Annotated in this window: 19 protein-coding genes; 14 read left to right on the plus strand and 5 right to left on the minus strand. The window is 70.6% G+C overall.

All coding sequences use genetic code 11. The features are described 5' to 3' along the window. Together miv_RS07625 and miv_RS07630 are read left to right on the plus strand one after the other, a co-directional pair. Nucleotides 1–1,221, plus strand: coding sequence for an ABC transporter substrate-binding protein (locus miv_RS07625; protein WP_207182109.1), 1,221 nt, complete (start codon nt 1–3; stop codon nt 1,219–1,221). After that, nucleotides 1,218–1,685, plus strand: a complete 468-nt coding sequence (locus miv_RS07630) for a DUF3237 domain-containing protein (RefSeq protein ID WP_207182110.1) — start codon at nt 1,218–1,220, stop codon at nt 1,683–1,685. Before miv_RS07625 ends, miv_RS07630 begins: the two co-directional genes overlap by 4 nt. 3 nt (nt 1,686–1,688) lie before the next feature. On the opposite strand, the gene miv_RS07635 is transcribed toward miv_RS07630, so the two are convergent. Next, nucleotides 1,689–2,753, minus strand: coding sequence for a PAS domain-containing protein (locus miv_RS07635; RefSeq protein WP_207182111.1), 1,065 nt, complete (start codon nt 2,751–2,753; stop codon nt 1,689–1,691). A 514-nt stretch (nt 2,754–3,267) separates the two neighbouring features. On the opposite strand from miv_RS07635, the gene miv_RS07640 reads away from it, so the two are divergent. Beyond that, on the plus strand, nt 3,268–3,543 hold the full coding sequence (locus miv_RS07640) for a hypothetical protein (RefSeq protein WP_048431341.1): 276 nt from the start codon (nt 3,268–3,270) through the stop codon (nt 3,541–3,543). A 212-nt stretch (nt 3,544–3,755) separates the two neighbouring features. Then, nucleotides 3,756–4,415, plus strand: coding sequence for a peptide-methionine (S)-S-oxide reductase MsrA (gene msrA / locus miv_RS07645; RefSeq protein ID WP_207182112.1), 660 nt, complete (start codon nt 3,756–3,758; stop codon nt 4,413–4,415). A 62-nt stretch (nt 4,416–4,477) separates the two neighbouring features. Here the strand turns inward: msrA and mepA are convergent, their stop codons facing one another. Beyond that, complete coding sequence (mepA, locus tag miv_RS07650; protein WP_207182113.1) at nt 4,478–5,398, minus strand: penicillin-insensitive murein endopeptidase; 921 nt, start codon at nt 5,396–5,398, stop codon at nt 4,478–4,480. Nucleotides 5,399–5,589: 191 nt separating this feature from the next. On the opposite strand from mepA, the gene miv_RS07655 reads away from it, so the two are divergent. Continuing rightward, nucleotides 5,590–5,964: a PRC-barrel domain-containing protein gene (locus tag miv_RS07655; protein ID WP_048431348.1), complete on the plus strand. Its 375-nt coding sequence runs from the start codon at nt 5,590–5,592 to the stop codon at nt 5,962–5,964. A 37-nt stretch (nt 5,965–6,001) separates the two neighbouring features. Here miv_RS07655 and miv_RS07660 read toward each other — a convergent pair whose 3' ends face one another. After that, nucleotides 6,002–6,394 carry a hypothetical protein gene (locus tag miv_RS07660; RefSeq protein ID WP_207182114.1) on the minus strand — a complete coding sequence of 131 codons (393 nt, stop codon included), beginning with the start codon at nt 6,392–6,394 and terminating at the stop codon, nt 6,002–6,004. Nucleotides 6,395–6,418: 24 nt separating this feature from the next. Further along, nucleotides 6,419–6,832 (minus strand): EVE domain-containing protein, encoded by a 414-nt coding sequence (locus tag miv_RS07665; protein ID WP_207182115.1) that lies wholly within the window; start codon nt 6,830–6,832, stop codon nt 6,419–6,421. 252 nt (nt 6,833–7,084) lie between these two features. On the opposite strand from miv_RS07665, the gene miv_RS07670 reads away from it, so the two are divergent. Then, a complete protein-coding gene (locus miv_RS07670; protein ID WP_207182116.1) occupies nt 7,085–7,699 on the plus strand; it encodes a LysE family translocator in 615 nt (204 codons plus the stop codon). Nucleotides 7,700–7,816: 117 nt separating this feature from the next. On the opposite strand, the gene secB is transcribed toward miv_RS07670, so the two are convergent. Next, nucleotides 7,817–8,314, minus strand: a complete 498-nt coding sequence (gene secB / locus miv_RS07675) for a protein-export chaperone SecB (protein WP_048431347.1) — start codon at nt 8,312–8,314, stop codon at nt 7,817–7,819. Nucleotides 8,315–8,768: 454 nt separating this feature from the next. On the opposite strand from secB, the gene miv_RS07680 reads away from it, so the two are divergent. The 8 genes from miv_RS07680 to miv_RS07715 all read left to right on the plus strand — a co-directional run bounded on the left by miv_RS07680 (nt 8,769) and on the right by miv_RS07715 (nt 18,386). Then, nucleotides 8,769–9,491, plus strand: a complete 723-nt coding sequence (locus tag miv_RS07680; RefSeq protein WP_179945859.1) for a Tim44/TimA family putative adaptor protein — start codon at nt 8,769–8,771, stop codon at nt 9,489–9,491. A 287-nt stretch (nt 9,492–9,778) separates the two neighbouring features. Further along, nucleotides 9,779–11,011 carry a murein transglycosylase A gene (gene mltA, locus miv_RS07685; protein ID WP_207182117.1) on the plus strand — a complete coding sequence of 411 codons (1,233 nt, stop codon included), beginning with the start codon at nt 9,779–9,781 and terminating at the stop codon, nt 11,009–11,011. Then, nucleotides 11,008–11,625: a Smr/MutS family protein gene (locus miv_RS07690; protein ID WP_207182118.1), complete on the plus strand. Its 618-nt coding sequence runs from the start codon at nt 11,008–11,010 to the stop codon at nt 11,623–11,625. The genes mltA and miv_RS07690 overlap by 4 nt, the downstream gene beginning before the upstream one ends. A 298-nt stretch (nt 11,626–11,923) precedes the next feature. Beyond that, complete coding sequence (gene rho / locus miv_RS07695; protein WP_048461698.1) at nt 11,924–13,237, plus strand: transcription termination factor Rho; 1,314 nt, start codon at nt 11,924–11,926, stop codon at nt 13,235–13,237. Nucleotides 13,238–13,600: 363 nt separating this feature from the next. Further along, nucleotides 13,601–14,914, plus strand: a complete 1,314-nt coding sequence (mnmE, locus tag miv_RS07700; protein ID WP_207182120.1) for a tRNA uridine-5-carboxymethylaminomethyl(34) synthesis GTPase MnmE — start codon at nt 13,601–13,603, stop codon at nt 14,912–14,914. Between the two features lie 108 nt (nt 14,915–15,022). Then, on the plus strand, nt 15,023–16,903 hold the full coding sequence (gene mnmG / locus miv_RS07705) for a tRNA uridine-5-carboxymethylaminomethyl(34) synthesis enzyme MnmG (protein ID WP_207182122.1): 1,881 nt from the start codon (nt 15,023–15,025) through the stop codon (nt 16,901–16,903). Then, nucleotides 16,900–17,541 carry a 16S rRNA (guanine(527)-N(7))-methyltransferase RsmG gene (rsmG, locus tag miv_RS07710; RefSeq protein WP_207182125.1) on the plus strand — a complete coding sequence of 214 codons (642 nt, stop codon included), beginning with the start codon at nt 16,900–16,902 and terminating at the stop codon, nt 17,539–17,541. The genes mnmG and rsmG overlap by 4 nt, the downstream gene beginning before the upstream one ends. Beyond that, nucleotides 17,538–18,386, plus strand: coding sequence for a ParA family protein (locus miv_RS07715; protein ID WP_048427516.1), 849 nt, complete (start codon nt 17,538–17,540; stop codon nt 18,384–18,386). The genes rsmG and miv_RS07715 overlap by 4 nt, the downstream gene beginning before the upstream one ends. Nucleotides 18,387–18,414: the final 28 nt, after the last annotated feature.

Genomic DNA, 18,414 nt, shown 5'->3' on the forward strand with positions numbered 1-18,414 from the left:
ATGCGCGCCCTCCGCTCCGCCCTGCTGGCGGGCCTGATCGCCTTCGCCCCCGCGCCGGTGCGGGCGGAGGGCGCCGTCTCCGGCGACCGCGTCAAGATCGGCGTGCTCGCCGACATGTCGACCGCGATGTCGGGCAATTACGGCACCGGCAGCGTCACCGCCGCACGCCTCGCGGTCGAGGATTTCGGCGCGACCGTGCTGGGAAAGCCGATCGAGATCGTGTCGGCCGATCACCAGAGCAAGCCGGACGTGGCGAGCACGCTGGCGCGGCGCTGGTACGACGTCGAGGGAGTCGACATGATCACCGACCTCGGCAACTCGGCGGTGGCGCTCGGCGTCCAGGCGCTGGCGACGGAGAAGGGGCGGATCGCCCTCATCACCGGCTCGGGCTCGACGGTGATCACCGGGGCGCAGTGCTCGCCCAACGGCGCGCTCTGGGTCATCGATACCCATGCGCTGTCCCGCGCCATCGCCAAGCCCCTGGTGGAGGCCGGGGAGAAGACCTGGTTCTACGTCGTCGCCGACATCACCCTCGGACAATCCTTCGTCGCCGACGTGACGCCGGTGGTCACGGGCGGCGGCGGCAAGGTGGTGGGCCAGGTCTTCCACCCCCTGCTCTCGCCCGATCTGTCGTCGCAGATCCTGCAGGCGCAGGCCTCCGGCGCCGGGGTGATCGCGCTCTTCAACGTCGGCGGCGACGCGATCAACGCGGTCAAGCAGGCCTCCGAGTTCGGGGTGCTCGGCGGCCGGCAGAAGCTCGCCGGCTTCTACATGACGGCGGTCGACGTCCACGCGCTCGGGCTCACGGTCGCCGGTGGGCTCTACCTCGCGGAGGCGTTCTACTGGGACCAGGACGACGCCACCCGCGCCTTCGCCAAGCGGTTTTACGAGCGCCAGAAGGCGATGCCGAACAGCTACCAGGCCGGCGTCTACTCGGCGGTGATGCACTATCTCAAGGCGGTGCAGGCCGCCGGCACCGATGCGGCCGCGCCGGTGATGGCGGCGATGCGCGCGATGCCGATCGAGGACATCATGACCCATGGCGGGCGCCTGCGGCCGGACGGGCGGGTGATCCGCGAGGTCTCGCTGTTCCGGGTCAAGCGGCCGGAGGAGTCGACGGGGGAATGGGACGTGATGCAGCGGGTCGCGACGCTGCCGGGCGACGAGGCGTTCCGGCCGCTCGACCAGAGCGACTGCCCGCTAGTGAAGGGCAAGCCATGATGACGATCCCCGCCCCCGCCCTGGAGCACGTCTTCGACGCCCGCATCCTGGTCGCGGTGCCCTACGAGGTCGGCGAGACCACGGCCGGCAGCCGGCGGGTCATCGCCATCACGGGCGGCACGGTCTCGGGACCGGGCCTCGCCGGACGGGTCCTGCCCGGTGGGGCCGATTACCAGACCATCGCGGCCGACGGCCTCACGCAGCTCCATGCCCGCTACGTCGTCGAGGCCGAGGACGGCGCGCGGATCTACGTCGAGAATACCGGCCTGCGCTTCGGGCCGCCCGAGGCGCTGGAGCGCCTGCGTCGGGGCGAGCCGGTCGATCCCGCGCTGATCTACTTCCGCTCCGCTCCCCGGTTCGAGACCGAGGCCCCGCGCCTCGCCTGGATGCAAACGAGCTTGTTCCTCGCGACCGGGGCGCGGGCGCCCGACCACGTCGCCCTGAGCGTCTACCGGGTCGCGTGACCCTCAAGGGCCGACCGGCGGCGTCTCGGCTTCGCCGGAGAGGGCCACGGCCACCGTCCCGCCCTCGACCAGCGTGAACACGATGCCCGCCTTGCGCAGGGCCGCGAGGACGTGGGGACGCGAGCGCGAGGTCGGTCCCTCGGTCTCTTCCTCGAGGCGCCGGACGGTGGAGAGCGACAGGCCGCTCGCCCGCGCGAGGTCGCTGAGGGTCCAGTCGAGGAAGCCGCGGGCCGCCCGCAGGTGGCAGCCTTCGATCGCCTGCTCGACCTGGCGCGGCAGCGACCCGCAGGGGGCCGCCGTCTCGCCCTCGCGCGGGGTGATCACGACGGTCCAGCTCATCTGGTCCGCCGCCTCGTCGCGCAGGGGCACCATCGTCATGCGGAACGGCGCCCGCCCGCCCGCGGCGAGGCGCAGGGTCGGCTCGATGCTGAACGGCCGCCCGGCCGCGGCGAGGCGGGGCAGCTCCTCGCCCCAGCGCGGCCATTCCTCCGGCACGATCGGGCTGAGCCAGTTCGCCCGCACGTCCTCGCGACCGAGGCCGACGAGCGCCAGGAAGTCGGGGCCGTACCCGGTCGGCGGCAGGCTGGCCTCGGTGTAGATGAAGACCTGCGCCTGCTGCGCCAGGCTCGCCCGGCGCTGCTGCTCCAGCCGGTGCAGCTCGGCCAGGCGCTCGCGGTCGGTTACGTCAAGCAGCACGCCGGTCACCGCCACGGGCCGGCCCTCGGCGTTGAAGAACACCTCGCCGCGGCTCACCACGGTGCGCGACGTCCCGTCCGGCCGGATCAGCCGCACCGTGTGGCTGCCGCAGATCCCGGTCTGGACGATCTGGGCGGCATCCTCCAGCACGTCGCGGTCGGCGGGATGGACCAGGCGGAGCAACCGCTCGTAGCTCGCCGTCTCGCTCTCCGGCAGCCCGAGCAGGCGGTAGAGTCCGGACGACCAGACCTGGCGGCCGGTGCCGAAATCCCAGCGCCACGCGCCGGTGAGGCCGAACGCCTCGATCAGGTGCATGAAGTCCTGGGAGGTCGGATCCGCCTGCCGGACGATCCCGTCCATCGACGCGGTCATGGTGCGTCGCCGGCCCGCGCCCGTCCGCCGCCGGTCGTCTCAGGACGGTGCCGCCTCGCGACGGACGAAGGCTGCGGATGGTCGCCGACGGCTCTGCCAAGCGTCCAGATCTCGCTCTTCAAGGTCGATATTCCTAGAAAGACGGCTGTGCCGCATCGCGGACCGGACCGATCCGCAACGTCCGCATTCGATTGTACGCTATTGATTGGCGCCGGGGCAACCGTGCCGTCCGCATGGCCGTTGCGGATGGCCGCCGCCCCCTTGCGACACGAGGGTGCGCCGGATCGCCCCGATCCCGCGAGAGGTAGCGGCTGCGTCACGACGCAGCAGCCCAACGAACGCCCGCGTTGGAACGAAGATAAAACTTCTCTCCAAGCAGGTTTTGACAACAAACATATTCTCTTCTGTTCATGAAAATGGAAAACCGTGTCTATTGCTGGGAGGGCTCTCGCTGACCTATCTACTGCGGTGCGGTTGCCATCCAGGCAGCCTTCCATCCACGCCGGGTTTTACCATGCGTCCTGCCATCTTCGATCCGTTCGGCGAGCGCCTGGACCTTCGACCCGGGTCGGATACGGCCGGCACCGCAGCACCCCGTCGCCGCCGGACTCGGCGCATCGTCGGCGCGGTTCTCTTCTGGGTCCTGGCTGCCGGGCTGATCACCGCGCGCGGCGCCTTCTTCGATCCCAGCACCGCCTTCGGTCCCGATGCGCCGGCCCGCGTCGCCGCAACGCAAGAGGGCGCCGTCGCCCAGACCCTCGCTGGAACGGACGCGCCGGTCCTGCGCTGATCGCGCCGTCGGTCGCCGCGTCCCGTGGGTGCGGCCCACCTCCCATTCCTGTCGTGCCGTCTCCGTCTTGGACGGTTCCCGGTCACGACATCTCGCCCTGCGCGCAAGCACCGCTCTTCAGGAACCGCATCCGGCATCCCAGATTCGTCGCGTAACGAGGCGCTGACGCCTCCGGGGTCGCGAGGCCCCGTTCCGTAAACCGGAGCGACCCGATGCTGTTCTTCCGCAAGCGCGCCGAGATGCCGGCTCCCGACCAGACCCTGCCGGGCCGGTCGATCCCCCTGCCGACGGCCGAGCGTCACTTCGTCAACGGCCATCCGCTGAAGGGCCCCTATCCGGCCGGGGTCGAGACCGTCGTGTTCGGTCTCGGCTGCTTCTGGGGCGCGGAGCGCAAATTCTGGCAGCTCGGCGACGGCGTCTTCGTCACGGCGGTGGGATACGCCGCCGGCTTTACGCCGAACCCGACCTACGAGGAGGTCTGCTCCGGGATGACCGGGCACAACGAGGTCGTGCTCGTCGCCTACGACCCCGCCGCGATGCCGTTCGGCACCCTGCTCAAGACCTTCTGGGAGAGCCACGACCCGACCCAGGGCATGCGCCAGGGCAACGATGTCGGCACGCAGTACCGCTCCGGCATCTACCTGTCGGATCCGGCGCGCCTCGCCGAAGCCGAGGCATCCCGCGACGCCTACGCCGCCGCCCTCAAGGCCCGGGGTTTCGGCCCGATCACCACGGAGGTCCGCGACGGCGGCCCGTTCTACTTCGCCGAGGAGTACCACCAGCAGTACCTGGCGAAGAACCCGGGCGGCTATTGCGGCCTGGGCGGCACCGGGGTGTCCTGCCCGGTCGGCATCGGCGTCGCGGCCGAGTAGCCGGACGCCGCGAAGCGAATTCCGGAGAGCGGGACCGGCCTTTCGCCGGTCCCGCATCGGTGTCAGCGCGCCTTCAGCACCGTGCGGCAGGCATCCGGCAAGCCCGCGAGCGTCATCGGCGGACGCGGCTTGCCGGGCGGGCGCGGCTTGGGATTCAGGATCGCGTCCGAGAACCAGTAGGCGAGCTCGGGGCCGCAGCCGTCGCCGGAGGGCGGCGGATCCTGGTCGTGGCAGGCGGATTCGCCCGCCGGACAGTCGAGCCGGATGTGGAAATGGTAGTTGTGGCCGTAGATCGGCCGGACCTTGGTGAGCCAGCTCCGGTCCGAACCGGCCTCGCGGCACAGCGCCAGCTTGATCGCCGGATTGACGAAGATCCGCGCCACCTCGGGCTCGCGCGACACCATCTTGATCAGCCGCAGGTGCTCGGGCCGCCACACGGCCGGGTCGATGTCGCGCCGGTCGAGCCGCACCACGTTGGTGGCCGACATCTCCTCGCGCTCGGCGCGGGTCAGGCGCCGGTCCGGCATCGGGGTCAGCCAGATATCGGCGTCGAGGCCGAGCTGGTGCGAGGCGTGGCCCGTCAGCATCGGACCGCCCCGGGGCTGGGACATGTCCCCGACGAGGAGACCGGGCCAGCCCGCCTTGCGCGGTGCCTCGGCGGCGATCTTTTCCAGGAACGCGACGAGGCGCGGGTGGCCCCAGTTCCGGTTCCGGGACAGCCGCATCACCTGCCAGGTGTCGCCGTCGATCGGCAGCGCCTCGGCGCCGGCCACGCAGCCCCGCGCGTAACCGCCGATCGCTTGCGGCGGCAGGGCGGCCGGCGTCGTCGCGCGGCCGAACAGGGCCTTGGCGGGCGTCGACGGATCGTCCGGATTGGCGAGCGGCGGCAGCGGCTTCGGATGGAGGGTGCCCCGGTCCTGCGCGAAGGCGGGACCGGCGAGCGCGAGGAGGACCGTCAGGACGGCGGTGCGGCGAATCGGCATGGATCCCAAGCTCATGGCGCCCAAGCTAGCGCCCCGCTCGCGTCAGGGAAACCGCCTCGCGTTCCGCCATTCGCCGCAGCGTGTCCGGCCGGAACAGGCCCGGCGCGACAGCGTTGCAGGAGCAAGGGAAAACCTGACCCGGAGGCATTCCGATGACCACCGTCGCGCCGACGATCGGCGACCGTTCCGACATGGGCAGCCTGACCACGAACGAGACCAGCGCCCTCATCGCCAGCGACCGCGTCGAGGGTACCGCGGTGCGCCGCCCCAACGGCGACAGCATCGGCCGCATCGAGCGGCTGATGATCGAGAAGGCCTCCGGCAAGGTGGTCTACGCCGTGATGAGCTTCGGCGGCTTCCTCGGCATCGGCGAGGGCTACTACACCATCCCGTGGTCGACGCTGCGCTTCGCACCCGAGATGGATGCCTACATCCTCGATCTCACCGAGGAGCAGCTGCGCGCCGCGCCCCCGGCCTCGGCGGAGGGCAACGACCCCTCCTTCGATCGCGGCTGGGAGGAGCACGTCCACCAGTACTTCAAGGCGACGCCGTACTGGAGCGTCTGACACGGAAAGGTCCGGGCCCGTTGCCGGCGGACGCGCCTCATGGCGCTTCCGCCGGCACGCCGGACAGCGCCCAGCGGCACAGGCTCGACTCCTTGACCCTCAGGCAGTCATAGGCGGTGCCGCCGATCACCACCCGCTCGGCATTGCCCTCGATCCGATCCGGGCCGAACCGGGCGCAACCGAGATGGTCGGCCTTGGGATCGGCCAGCCGTGCCTTGATCGCCGTCTGATCGCCCCCCGTCTCCGCCATCAGGATGCGCAGGTTGGCGAGCGAGCCGCAGGCCACGACCTTGGCCGGTACGGCCGCCTTCTCGGGCGCGCCCCGGACCGGGGGCTTCTTCTGCGCCGCCGCCGGCCCGGCGACGAGGCCGAGTGCGAGGCCGAGCGTCAGGCCAAGCGTCAAGCCGGGCGCGGCGAGGACGCGTTTCACGCGCCGCCCCTCACCGGCCCCCATTCATAGGCCGCCCATGCGGCGCACCAGCGCCCATTCCGCCTCGCTCACTGGCTGGACCGAGAGGCGCGAGTTGTTGACGAGCACCATCTCCCGCAAGGCGGTCTCGGCCTTGATCGCGTCCAGGGTGACGGGTTGGGGCAGGGCGACTACCGCCTTGAGATCCACCATGCCGAAGCGACCGGTCTCGTCGGTGTGGTCGGGATAGTAGGTGCGGATCACCTCGACGATGCCGACCACCGCCTTGCCCTCGTTCGAGTGATAGAAGAAGCCCTGCTCGCCGAGGCGCATCGCCTCCAGGTTCTTGCGGGCGACGTGGTTGCGCACCCCGTTCCAGTAGGTCCCGGCCTCGCCCGCAGCGACCTGGTCGTCCCACGACCAGACCGAGGGCTCGGACTTGTAGAGCCAGTACGCCATCCCGTCGTCTTTCCACGCTCGCAGCCGCTCGCGCTGCGCGCGTCTCCCATCGCCCGATCCGGGGGCGGGAGTCCAGGGGGAACGGCTCCCATGGTCCTGCGGTCGCCTGCCCCAGGGTTCGGCCGGTCCATGGTCGAACGGGTGCCGATCAGACCGTGAAAACCGCACGCGCTTCGTCGTCGACACGGCGACCGGCACGACAGAGACCTGTAGGATCCCGCCGGCGCTGCGAGGTACGGGCGGGGGACGACGATGGATTGGACTTGGCTGCTCTCGGCGAGTGCGTTCGCGGTCGCGATGTCGGCAACGCCCGGGCCCAACAACACCATGGTGGTGGCCTCCGGGGCGACCTACGGCTTCGCCCGCACCGTGCCGCACATGCTCGGCATCGCGGCGGGCTTTCCGGTGATGCTGATCGTTCTCGGCACCGCCGGCCTGCCGCTGCTCACCGATCCGCGGGTCCACGCCGTGCTCAAATGGGTGGGGGCCGCCTACCTGCTCTGGCTTGCCTGGAAAATCGCCGCCGCCGAGCCTGATCCTGCGGTCGCGGCCGCGAAGCCCGGCGCGTTCGGGCGCCCCCTCGGCTTCCTGCAGGCGGCGTTGTTCCAGTGGGTCAACCCGAAGGCCTGGATCATCGCCGCCGGGGCGCTCGCCACCTACACGGCGGAGGGGCAAGGCGCGTCACCGGTGGCGACGCTGCTGCTGGCCCTCGTCTTCGGGCTCGTCGCCGTCCCGTGCGTCGCCCTGTGGACGCTCGTCGGCGTCGGCACCGCCCGGGTGCTGCGGTCGCGCCGAGCGATGCGGCTGTTCAATCTCGTGATGGCGGGATTGCTGGTCGCGTCCCTGGTGCCCGTCCTCGCCGAGTAGCGAGCGGCGTTTCCCGTGAAACGTTTTCGTCTCGAAATGAAACGGGCGCGGGTCCGGACGATGCCGATCGTCCAGGCCCGCGCCGCGCGAGTTCGACAATCCGACGCAGTGTCGACCTTACGCGATCCCGCCCTGGGCCTGAGCCTCGGCGGCTTTCTGGCGGTAGAGGCCGACGAAGTCGATCGGATCGATGTAGAGCGGCGGGAAGCCGCCGTTGCGCACCGCGTCGGCGATGATCTGGCGGGCGAACGGGAACAGCAACCGCGGGCACTCGATCATGACGGCCGGATGCATCTGGTCCTGCGGGATATTGCGCAGGCGGAAGATGCCCGAATAGGTCAGCTCGAAGGCGAACAGAACCTCGGCGCCGATCTTGGCGTCGCCCTCGAGGCGCAGGTCGACCTCGAAATCCTCCTCGGCGAGCTGCTTGGCGTTGACGTTGACCTGGATGTTGATCTGCGGGCCCTGCTGCTGCGGCTGCAGCGAGCGCGGCGCGTTCGGGTTCTCGAAGGAGAGGTCCTTGGCGTACTGGGCGAGCGCGTTCAGGGTCGGGGTGAGGTCGTCGGGCTGCGCCGCGGCGCCACCGTTGCCGTTCGGGAGCGGGGAATCGGCCATGGCGGAGAGTTCCTTCGAGGGCTGGACGTAACGACGGGCCGTCGCACGCTGGCGCGCAAATCGGCGCGCGCGACGGCGGGGTTGCGGCTATCATGCCCGCACCGCGTGAACAAGCAGAGCCGCCGATCGCCCTCCCCGAACCCCTGACCCGACGACGCCTTCGATTCGACGACGGGATGCGCACTTGCTCGGGGATGGGCCCAGGCGTGGGCCATCTCCGTGGACGGTGCCTGGATACGGCGGGCCCCCGGCCCCATATCCTCGTGGATGGCCCGCCGGGCGGCGCCGGTCCGGGGCTGGCCGAGGTTCTGGCGAAGGTTTTTGCCAAGATTCTTGCCACGCCCCGGGCCCGGTGCCAAAGCCGTCGACGCGCTGGAGATGTCGTACGCTGTGCCGGGGCGGTTGGGGTGCTCCGCGCGAAGCCGCCAAGAACGGACCGATGAACGGATCGATGATGCAGGATTCTCTCGACCTTACGACCCTCATCTTCCTCGGGCTTGCGGTCTTCGTGATCTGGAAGCTCCGGTCCGTCCTCGGACAGAAGACCGGAAGCGAGCGGCCGCCCTTCAACCCGCTCGCCCGACGCGAGGAGCCGCCGCCGGCCGCCTCGCGCGACGGCGACAACGTCGTGCGGCTGCCGGGGGCCGGCCCCGAGCGCGCCGCGGCCGCCCCGGTGGCGACGGCGGTGCCGCGCAACTGGAAGGGCGTGGTCGAGCCGAACTCGCCCGCCGCCCGCGGCCTCGACCAGATCCTTCAGCAGGAGCCCGGCTTCGATCCCCGCGGCTTCGCCGACGGCGCGAAGGTCGCCTACGAGACCATCGTCACCGCCTTTGCCAAGGGCGACCGCAAGACCCTCAAGACCCTGCTCTCCCGCGAGGTCGCCGATGGGTTCGAGCGGGCGATCCAGGGCCGCGAGCGCGCCGGCCAGACCGTCGAGACCACCTTCGTGTCGATCGACCGGGCCGAGATCGTCGGGGTCGACGTGCGCAACCGCGTCGCCCAGGTCACCGTGCGCTACCTCTCGAAGCTGATCACCGCGACCCGCGGGCCGCAGGGCCAGGTGGTCGACGGCAGCCCCGACAAGGTGGTGGACGTGACCGACGTCTGGACCTTCGCCCGGACGCTGGGAAGCCGCGATCCCAACTGGCAGCTCGTCGCCACCGAGGCCGGGCAGTAGGCGCCGCCCCGCCCGGCTCCCGCCGCCATCGAGGCGCTGCGGGAGCCGAGCCCCGGGATCGTGCCGGGCGAGCGGCTTGATCCTCCGCCGGGCATCGGCGAAAATCGGGCGGACATCGCGTCGTGCGATCGGACCTCAGCATTCCCGCACACCCTACCGTCTCGGGGCCGGAGCCCGCCATCATGCCGCCGGCCGTCGGCCTTCCCCGTTCCTCCGGTGCCCGCCTCGGACGTCGCCCTCGTACGATCCTTGGCAACAGGATCCCGGGCAGCAGGACCCCTTGCAGGATGCCCTGGGGCCGACGTCCCCGCACCGGATCGCCCTCCTCCGCCCTCCTCCTCGCCGGCATGATCGCCGGTTCCCTGGTCGGACTCTCCGGCGGCCGCGCCGATGCGGCACCGCTGCGGGTCGGTGAGGCCGTGCTCGAACCCGTCGCCCTCGACGCGCTCCCGGGTTTCGCCGTCGACGATCTCGCGGCCGCCCTCGCGACCTTCCGGGCGACCTGTGCACAGCCCGCCGCCCCTGTCCTCGCCGAAGCCGCGCCGAAGGCGCCGTCGCAGGATCTGGCCGCGGCCTGCGCTGCCGCCGCGACCGTGCCGCCCGAGGGTGCGAAAGGCTTCTTCCTCCAGAATTTTGCCGCCTACCGGGTGCTGCGGCCGGCCCGCGAGAACCCGGCCGAGCGTCAGGCCGGATTCCTCACCGGCTATTTCGAGCCCGAACTCGACGGCTCCCCGGTGCCGACGCCGGACTTCACCGTGCCGGCGCTGGCGCGCCCCGACGACCTCGTCTCCCTCGAACCGGGCGAGACACGGCCGGGCCTGGACCCGTCCCTGCGCGCGGCGCGCCGCGACGGCGAGGCGTTCCGCCCCTATCCCGACCGGGCGGCGATCGAGGACGGAGCGCTCGGCCCCCGCACCCGCCCGCTGCTCTGGCTGCGGGACGCGGTCGACCTCCTGGTGCTGCAGGTCCAGGGCTCGGGGCGCGTCCGCCTGCCCGACGGCCGCTCGGTCCGCCTCGCCTATGATGGCCGCAACGGCCGGCCCTACACCTCGGTCGCCCGGCTGATCGTCACCGGCGGCCATCTGCCCCTCGAGGGCCTGACGCTGGAGCGCTGGACCGGCTGGTTGCGGGCCCACCCGGACGTGGCCCGCGACCTGATCCGCCGCAACGCCTCCTACATCTTCTTTCGCCTCGACGACGGCGCGCCGGAGACCGGCCCGCGGGGTGCGGCGGGCGCGCCGCTGACCGCCGGCCGCAGCCTCGCGGTCGATGCCACCCTGTGGCGCTACGGCCTGCCGTTCTGGCTCGACGGGGTGTTGCCGGAGCCGGACGGCGGCAGCGTCCCGCTGCGCCGCCTCGTGATCGCGCAGGATACCGGCTCGGCGATCCTCGGGCCGGCTCGGGGCGACCTCTATCTCGGCACCGGCGCGCGGGCCGGTGCCGTTGCGGGGCTCCTGCGCGACCCGACGCGCTTCATCGTGCTGCTGCCGAAGCCGGATGCGCCGGGGGCTGCGCCGTGACCGAGCCGCGCCGTCCCCGCCGCGTCCGCCGCCTCACCACCGAGGAGAGCCGGCTCTGGGCCGAGATCTCCCGCCTGATCGTGCCGCTGCGCGGGCGGGCGCCCGCCCCCGTCGCGCCCTCCCCTCCCCCGGTATCGGTGCCGACGCCCGCCCCTGCGCCCATGGTGCCTCCGCCGCCGAAATTCGTGCGGCCCGCCAAGGTGGCGCGACCCGCCCCCAAGGGGGCCGCGAAGACCGTGAGCCCGCCTCCGCTGCCCGCGCCGGTCCTGCCGCCGCTGGCGCCGCTCGAGCGCCGGGTGCGGACCAGCCTGCGCCGCGGTTCGCGCAGCGTCGACGCGGCGATCGACCTGCACGGGATGCGCCAGTCCGAGGCGCATGCGGCGCTGATCGGCTTCCTGCAACGCTCCCGCGCCTCCGGGCACGCGGTGGTGCTGGTCGTCACCGGCAAGGGCGGCGGCGGCGACGATCCCTATGCCGAGCGCGGCGTCCTGCGCCGCAGCGTGCCGCACTGGCTGCGCCTGCCCGAGCTGCGCCCCCTGGTCGTCGGCTTCGAGGAAGCCGCCCACCACCATGGCGGCGGCGGCGCGCTCTACATCCGGCTGCGCCGCCGCTGACGGGCGCCCTCATCCCTTCGTCGGTCCCGGCGGCGCGTCACTTTTCCCCCGCGGGGACTTGAGCCTGCGTCGCGGAGCCGCTACATAAAGACGATCCCTCCTCCATCGTCACGTCACGTCGCTTCCAGGACCGATCCGGTTCCTCCGCGCGACCTCCGGGACACATCAGGCGACGATTTCGCGACCGGTGCCCGCCTCGGCCACCCCGTTGCTCTCCGCTCAACGCCGCGACCCGCGGCGGCCGGACTTGTCCCGACATGACGACGCTCCCCAGCTTCGCCTCGCACCCCGATATCCCATGATCGAAGATACGCTCGCCCCGATCGAGACCCCGGCCGCCCCCGCCATGCGCGAGGTGAAGCTGCAGGATCTCAAGTCCAAGACCCCCACCGAGCTCCTGGCCTTCGCCGAGGAGGTCGAGGTCGAGAACGCCTCGACCATGCGCAAGCAGGAGCTGATGTTCGCGATCCTGAAGCAGCTCGCTGCCAAGGACGTCGAGATCATCGGTGCCGGCACCGTCGAGGTGCTGCAGGACGGCTTCGGCTTCCTGCGCTCCTCCGACTCGAACTACCTGCCGGGCCCGGACGACATCTACATCTCGCCGACGCAGATCCGCCGCTTCGGCCTGCGCACCGGCGACACCGTCGAGGGGCCGATCCGGGGCCCGAAGGACGGCGAGCGCTACTTCGCGCTGCTCAAGGTCAACACGATCAATTTCGAGAACCCGGACAAGATCAAGCACAAGGTCCACTTCGACAACCTGACGCCGCTATTCCCGACGCAGCGCTTCAAGCTCGAACTGGCGGAGCCGACCCGCAAGGACTTCTCGCCCCGGATCATCGACATCGTCGCGCCGATCGGCAAGGGCCAGCGCGCCCTGATCGTGGCGCCGCCGCGCACCGGCAAGACGGTGCTGATGCAGAACATCGCCCAGTCGATCACCCTCAATCACCCGGAGTGCTACCTCATCGTCCTGCTCATCGACGAGCGGCCGGAAGAGGTCACCGACATGCAGCGCTCGGTGAAGGGCGAAGTCATCGCCTCGACCTTCGACGAGCCGGCGACCCGCCACGTCCAGGTCGCCGAGATGGTGATCGAGAAGGCCAAGCGCCTGGTGGAGCACGGCCGCGACGTCGTCATCCTGCTCGACTCGATCACGCGTCTGGGCCGCGCCTACAACACCGTGGTGCCGTCCTCCGGCAAGGTGCTGACCGGCGGTGTCGACGCCAACGCGCTCCAGCGGCCCAAGCGCTTCTTCGGCGCTGCCCGCAACATCGAGGAGGGCGGCTCGCTCTCCATCATCGCCACCGCGCTGATCGATACCGGCTCGCGCATGGACGAGGTGATCTTCGAGGAGTTCAAGGGCACTGGCAACTCCGAGATCATCCTGGACCGCAAGGTCTCCGACAAGCGCATCTTCCCGGCGATCGACATCACCCGCTCGGGCACCCGCAAGGAGGAGCTGCTGGTCCCGCCGGACGCGCTCAAGAAGACCTACGTGCTGCGCCGCATCCTCAACCCGATGGGCGTCACCGACGCGATCGAGTTCCTGCTCGACAAGCTGCGCCAGACCAAGAGCAACGGCGACTTCTTCGACTCGATGAACACCTGATCCGGCCCTTCGGTCGCAATCACCCGCCTCCTGCACGGCGCCCCGAGAGGGGCGCCGTTTTCGTATCCGGACCATCACGGCGAGGACGATCGCGACCACGGCCGGAACGTCCCGTCCCGCGGACCTCTCATCGTCCCTCTCCGGTCGTTCAACGCTCCGTGGCCCGCGAGACCGCATCCCCGACCGTCTCTCCCGTTCGGCATCGTCACCGATTCGTGCTGGAGCATTTTCCGACGGAGCGGATACTGGTTCGTCGCAGAAAATGCGGCAAAATCAGAGACCTAGAGTGCTTCGCGATTGCAACGCGATCGTGAAGTGCTCTAGCCACGGGCCACCCCCGTCCGCTCCCTCCCCGTGCCCCCGATGCTCCCGCCCGACACCATCTTCGCCCCCGCTACCGGTTATGGCCGCACCGCCGTCGCGGTCGTGCGGATCAGCGGCCCGCAGGCGGGTCCTGCCCTCGCGGCTCTGATCCGGGCCTCGCTGCCGCCGGCGCGTCGCCTCTCCCTCCGCACCTTGCGCGAGCCGGGGACGGGCGAGCTCCTCGACCAGGCCCTCGTCGCCTGGCTGCCCGGCCCGGGGACAGCGACCGGCGAGGACATGGTCGAGCTGCACCTTCATGGTGGTCCGGCGGTTCGGGCGGCCGTGTTGCGCAGCCTTGCGGCCTTGCCGGGGCTCGTGCCGGCTGAGGCAGGGGCCTTCACCCGCCGAGCTTTCCTCAACGGCCGAATGGATCTGACGGCCGTCGAGGGACTGGCCGACCTGATCGACGCCGAGACCGAGGCGCAGCGGCGTCAGGCTGTGCGCCAGCTCGACGGTGTCCTCGGTCGGGCCGTCGAGTGTTGGCGCGAGACGCTTCTCGACGTCCTCGCCGGTACGGAGGCCGCCCTCGACTTTTCCGACGAGGGTGATGTCGACGACGACGCCCTGGCCGCATCCGGTCGGGTCGCCGCCGAGAGCGTGCGGGATGAGATCCGCGCTGCTCTCGCTGACGGACGACGGGGCGAGCGCCTGCGGGACGGGTTCACGGTGGTGCTCGCCGGGGCGCCCAATGCGGGCAAGTCGACGCTGCTCAACGCCCTCGCACGACGGGACGTCGCCATCGTCTCGGAGGTTCCGGGAACGACCCGGGATGCCATCGAGGTGCGCTGCGATCTCGGCGGCCTGCCGGTTCTGCTGGTGGACACTGCCGGCCTGCGCGAAACCAACGACGCGATCGAGGTCGAGGGTGTCGCCCGCAGCCGCCGCCGCATCGAGCAGGCCGATCTCGTGCTCTGGCTGCGCGAACCGGGCGGGGATGCGCCCCCTCCCCTGTCCGCCCCGGTACGCGTCGTCGCGACCAAGCGTGACCTGCCGGGTGATGTCACCGGGGAAGACATCGCGATCTCGGCCCGGACGGGTGAAGGCCTAGACCGGCTCCTCGCGGAGATCGAGCGGAACGCCGCGGCGTCGCTCGGGAGCGGTGATGCGCTGGTCACCCGCGAGCGGCAGCGCTTGGCGCTGGAAGCCTGCGAGCGACAACTCGATCGCGTCGTGACGCATGGCGGGACCCTGCCGGCGGAACTCGTGGCGGAGGATCTGCGCCTCGCGGTTCGTGCGCTCGGGGAGGTCGCAGGCCGGGTTGGTGTCGAGGAAATGCTCGACCGGCTCTTCGCCGGGTTCTGCATCGGGAAGTAGCTCTGTCGGATCGGTGCCTGAGCACCAACCCGGGGGAGTTTTCACGTGAAACGCGAACGAGGCCGACGGCGTGATTGACGCCACCCTGGGGCAGCGCCTAATCACCCCATGCACAGAGATGATTCCTCCTTCGACGTGATCGTCGTCGGCGGTGGGCATGCGGGCGCCGAAGCGGCCGCCGCCGCCGCGCGTTACGGGGCCCGCACCGCCCTGGTTACCCATCGCCGCGAGACGCTCGGGGCGATGTCCTGCAACCCTGCCATCGGTGGCCTCGGCAAGGGCCACCTCGTGCGCGAGGTCGACGCCCTCGATGGGCTGATGGGCCGTGCCGCTGATCGAGCGGGTATCCAGTTCCGCCTGCTCAACCGCCGCAAGGGCCCCGCCGTGCGCGGGCCGCGAACCCAGGCCGATCGCAAGCTCTACGCCAGGGCGATGCAGGCCGCGCTCGCCGAGACGCCGAACCTCACGATCGTCGAGGGTGAAGTCGCCGATCTAACGGTCAAGGACGGACAGGTCGCCGGCGCCGTCCTGGCCGATGGCCGCGCCCTCCCCTGCCGGGCCGTCGTTCTGACCACCGGGACCTTCCTGCGCGGACTGATCCATATCGGCGAGGTCACCACGCCTGCTGGCCGGATCGGCGAAGGGCCGGCCCTCGGCCTGTCCGCGACTCTCGACCGGCACGGCTTCGCCCTCGGCCGCTTGAAAACCGGCACGCCGCCGCGACTCGACGGTCGTACGATCGACTGGCACGGCATCGACAAGCAGGCCGCCGACGACGAGCCGGTGCCGTTCTCGACCCTGACCGAGCGCATCAGCACTCCGCAGATCGAGTGCGGTGTCACCCGGACCGGCCAGGCGGCACACGACCTGATCCGCGCCAACCTGCATCGCTCGGCGATGTATTCCGGCGGCATCACCAGCCGCGGTCCGCGCTACTGCCCGTCGATCGAGGACAAGGTGGTGCGGTTCGGCGACCGCGACGGCCACCAGATCTTTCTCGAGCCGGAAGGGCTCGACGATCCGACGGTCTATCCGAACGGCATCTCGACCTCCCTGCCGGAGGAGGTGCAGCACGGCATCGTCCGCCTGCTGCCGGGATGCGAGCGTGTGGTGATTCTGCGCCCGGGCTACGCCATCGAGTACGACTACGTCGATCCGCGCGAGCTCGATGCGACGCTCCAGACCCGGCGCATCGCCGGCCTGTTTCTCGCCGGACAGATCAACGGCACCACGGGTTACGAGGAGGCGGCGGGTCAGGGACTGGTCGCCGGTCTCAATGCCGCCCGCCTGGCGGGCAAGGCCGATCTGGCGGTGTTCGACCGGGCCGAGTCCTATATCGGCGTCATGATCGATGACCTCGTGACCCATGGGGTCAGCGAGCCCTATCGCATGTTCACCTCGCGCTCGGAGTATCGGCTCAGCCTGCGCGTCGACAACGCCGACGAGCGACTGACGGGCCGCGGCCTTGCCCTGGGCTGCATCTCTACCGGGCGGGCCACGCACCATGCGGCGCGGCAGGAAGCCCAGGCGATGGCCCGGTGCATGCTCGACACTTTCAGCCTGACCCCGACCGAGGCCCAGCGTCACGGGATCGCGCTCAACCGCGACGGGATCCGCCGCTCGGCGTTCCAGCTGCTATCCTATCCCGAGATCGGCTGGGATCGGCTCGCTGCGATCTGGCCTCAGCTCGCGGCGATCCCCCCTGCCCTCGCGGATCGGATTTGCACGGACGCGACCTACGCGGTCTATCTCGACCGGCAGAAGGCCGACATCGCGGCGTTCCGGAGGGACGAGGCCGTGACGCTCCCGGCTCACCTCGATTATGCCGGTATCGCCGGATTGTCGAACGAACTGCGCCTCAAGCTCGATACGGTGCGTCCCCTCACCCTTGGCCAGGCGGCCCGCATCGAGGGCGTCACGCCGGCGGCACTCACTCTGTTGGCGGCCCATGCCCGCCGTATTCCGTCGATCCAGGTTCCGGCCGAATGAAGAACCCTGCTCCCGGCCGCGACGCCGTCCTGCGCGAGGCGGGCGTTTCACGTGAAACAGCGGCGGCGCTCGACCTCTACGTCGCCCAGCTCACCCGCTGGCAGTCGATCAAGAACCTCGTCGGTCCCTCGACCCTCGCCGAGGTCTGGACGCGCCATGTCGCCGATTCGCTCCAGCTCCTGGCAATGACGCCCGAGGCGACGCGCTGGCTCGACCTCGGCAGCGGTGCCGGCATCCCAGGCCTGATCCTGGCCATCGCCGGGCGCGAGCGGCCGGGCTTCCGTGTCGATCTCGTCGAGAGCAACGGCCGCAAGGGCGCCTTCCTGCAGGAAACGGCCCGGCTCACCGGGGCGCCGGCCAAGGTGCACGTCGCGCGGATCGAGGCGGTGATCGACGGGTTCGCCGATTCGCAGATCGTCACCGCGCGTGCCCTCGCCCCCCTGTCCCAACTCCTGTCCTGGACCGCCCCGTTGTTGAAAAATGGCGCCACGGGGCTTTTTCCCAAAGGGCGTGATGTCTTAACCGAATTGACCGAGGCGGAGGAAAGGTGGAGATTTACCGCGGATCTGATCCCGAGTCGGACCGATTCTGACGCCAGAATCGTCCGCATCTCCAGTGTGAGCGACCTTCTCCCATGATCGCGGAACCCCCCGAGGCGCAGGCGAGCGATAGCCCGCGGCCCCTGCGCATCATCGCGCTCGCCAACCAGAAGGGCGGCGTCGGCAAGACCACGACGGCGATCAACCTCGGTACCGCGCTGGCGGCGATCGGCGAGCGCGTGCTGATCATCGATCTCGACCCGCAGGGCAATGCCTCGACCGGCCTCGGCATCGACCGGCGCCAACGCCGTCTCTCGACCTACGATGTGCTGGCCGGCGAGGCGCCGCTGGCAGAGGCGGTGCAGGTCACCGCCGTGCCGCGCCTGTCCCTGGTCCCCTCGACCATGGATCTCCTCGGTCTCGAGATGGCGATGGCGAGCGCGCCGGATCGGGCCCAGCGCCTGCGTCGCGCGCTCGAACCGCTCGATCGCGGCGAGATGCCGGAGGATCAGCGCTTCACCTACGTGCTGATCGACTGCCCGCCCTCGCTCAATCTCCTCACCCTCAACGCGCTGGCTGCGGCCCACGCGGTGCTGGTGCCGCTGCAATGCGAGTTCTTCGCCCTCGAGGGCTTGAGCCAGTTGCTGCGCACCGTCGAGCAGGTGAAGGGCGCCCTCAACCCACGCCTGGCGATCCAGGGCGTGGTGCTGACGATGTTCGACCCGCGCAACAACCTGTCGGCCCAGGTCGTCGCCGATGTGCGGGAATTCATGGGTGACAAGGTCTACGAGACCATGATTCCCCGCAACGTGCGGGTCTCCGAGGCCCCGTCGCACGGCAAGCCCGTGCTGCTCTACGACCTCAAATGCGCGGGCTCGCAGGCCTATCTGCGCCTCGCATCCGAGGTCATCCAACGGGAAGGCCGCCTCCCGGCCGCCGCCTGAACCGTCGTAACGGAGTTGTTGAGAGGAT

Origin of the sequence: Methylobacterium indicum (assembly GCF_017347565.1) — a bacterium.
GTDB classification, from domain to species: domain Bacteria; phylum Pseudomonadota; class Alphaproteobacteria; order Rhizobiales; family Beijerinckiaceae; genus Methylobacterium; species Methylobacterium indicum.

Bases quoted from the DNA above. Each gene is read 5' to 3' on its own strand.
- miv_RS07625 (WP_207182109.1), top strand. From the start codon at position 1: ATGCGCGCCCTCCGCTCCGCCCTGCTGGCGGGCCTGATCGCCTTCGCC.
- miv_RS07630 (WP_207182110.1), top strand. From the start codon at position 1,218: ATGATGACGATCCCCGCCCCCGCCCTGGAGCACGTCTTCGACGCCCGC.
- miv_RS07635 (WP_207182111.1), bottom strand. From the start codon at position 2,753: ATGACCGCGTCGATGGACGGGATCGTCCGGCAGGCGGATCCGACCTCC.
- miv_RS07640 (WP_048431341.1), top strand. From the start codon at position 3,268: ATGCGTCCTGCCATCTTCGATCCGTTCGGCGAGCGCCTGGACCTTCGA.
- msrA (WP_207182112.1), top strand. From the start codon at position 3,756: ATGCTGTTCTTCCGCAAGCGCGCCGAGATGCCGGCTCCCGACCAGACC.
- mepA (WP_207182113.1), bottom strand. From the start codon at position 5,398: ATGCCGATTCGCCGCACCGCCGTCCTGACGGTCCTCCTCGCGCTCGCC.
- miv_RS07655 (WP_048431348.1), top strand. From the start codon at position 5,590: ATGGGCAGCCTGACCACGAACGAGACCAGCGCCCTCATCGCCAGCGAC.
- miv_RS07665 (WP_207182115.1), bottom strand. From the start codon at position 6,832: ATGGCGTACTGGCTCTACAAGTCCGAGCCCTCGGTCTGGTCGTGGGAC.
- miv_RS07670 (WP_207182116.1), top strand. From the start codon at position 7,085: ATGGATTGGACTTGGCTGCTCTCGGCGAGTGCGTTCGCGGTCGCGATG.
- secB (WP_048431347.1), bottom strand. From the start codon at position 8,314: ATGGCCGATTCCCCGCTCCCGAACGGCAACGGTGGCGCCGCGGCGCAG.
- miv_RS07680 (WP_179945859.1), top strand. From the start codon at position 8,769: ATGCAGGATTCTCTCGACCTTACGACCCTCATCTTCCTCGGGCTTGCG.
- mltA (WP_207182117.1), top strand. From the start codon at position 9,779: ATGCCCTGGGGCCGACGTCCCCGCACCGGATCGCCCTCCTCCGCCCTC.
- rho (WP_048461698.1), top strand. From the start codon at position 11,924: ATGATCGAAGATACGCTCGCCCCGATCGAGACCCCGGCCGCCCCCGCC.
- mnmE (WP_207182120.1), top strand. From the start codon at position 13,601: ATGCTCCCGCCCGACACCATCTTCGCCCCCGCTACCGGTTATGGCCGC.
- mnmG (WP_207182122.1), top strand. From the start codon at position 15,023: ATGCACAGAGATGATTCCTCCTTCGACGTGATCGTCGTCGGCGGTGGG.
- rsmG (WP_207182125.1), top strand. From the start codon at position 16,900: ATGAAGAACCCTGCTCCCGGCCGCGACGCCGTCCTGCGCGAGGCGGGC.
- miv_RS07715 (WP_048427516.1), top strand. From the start codon at position 17,538: ATGATCGCGGAACCCCCCGAGGCGCAGGCGAGCGATAGCCCGCGGCCC.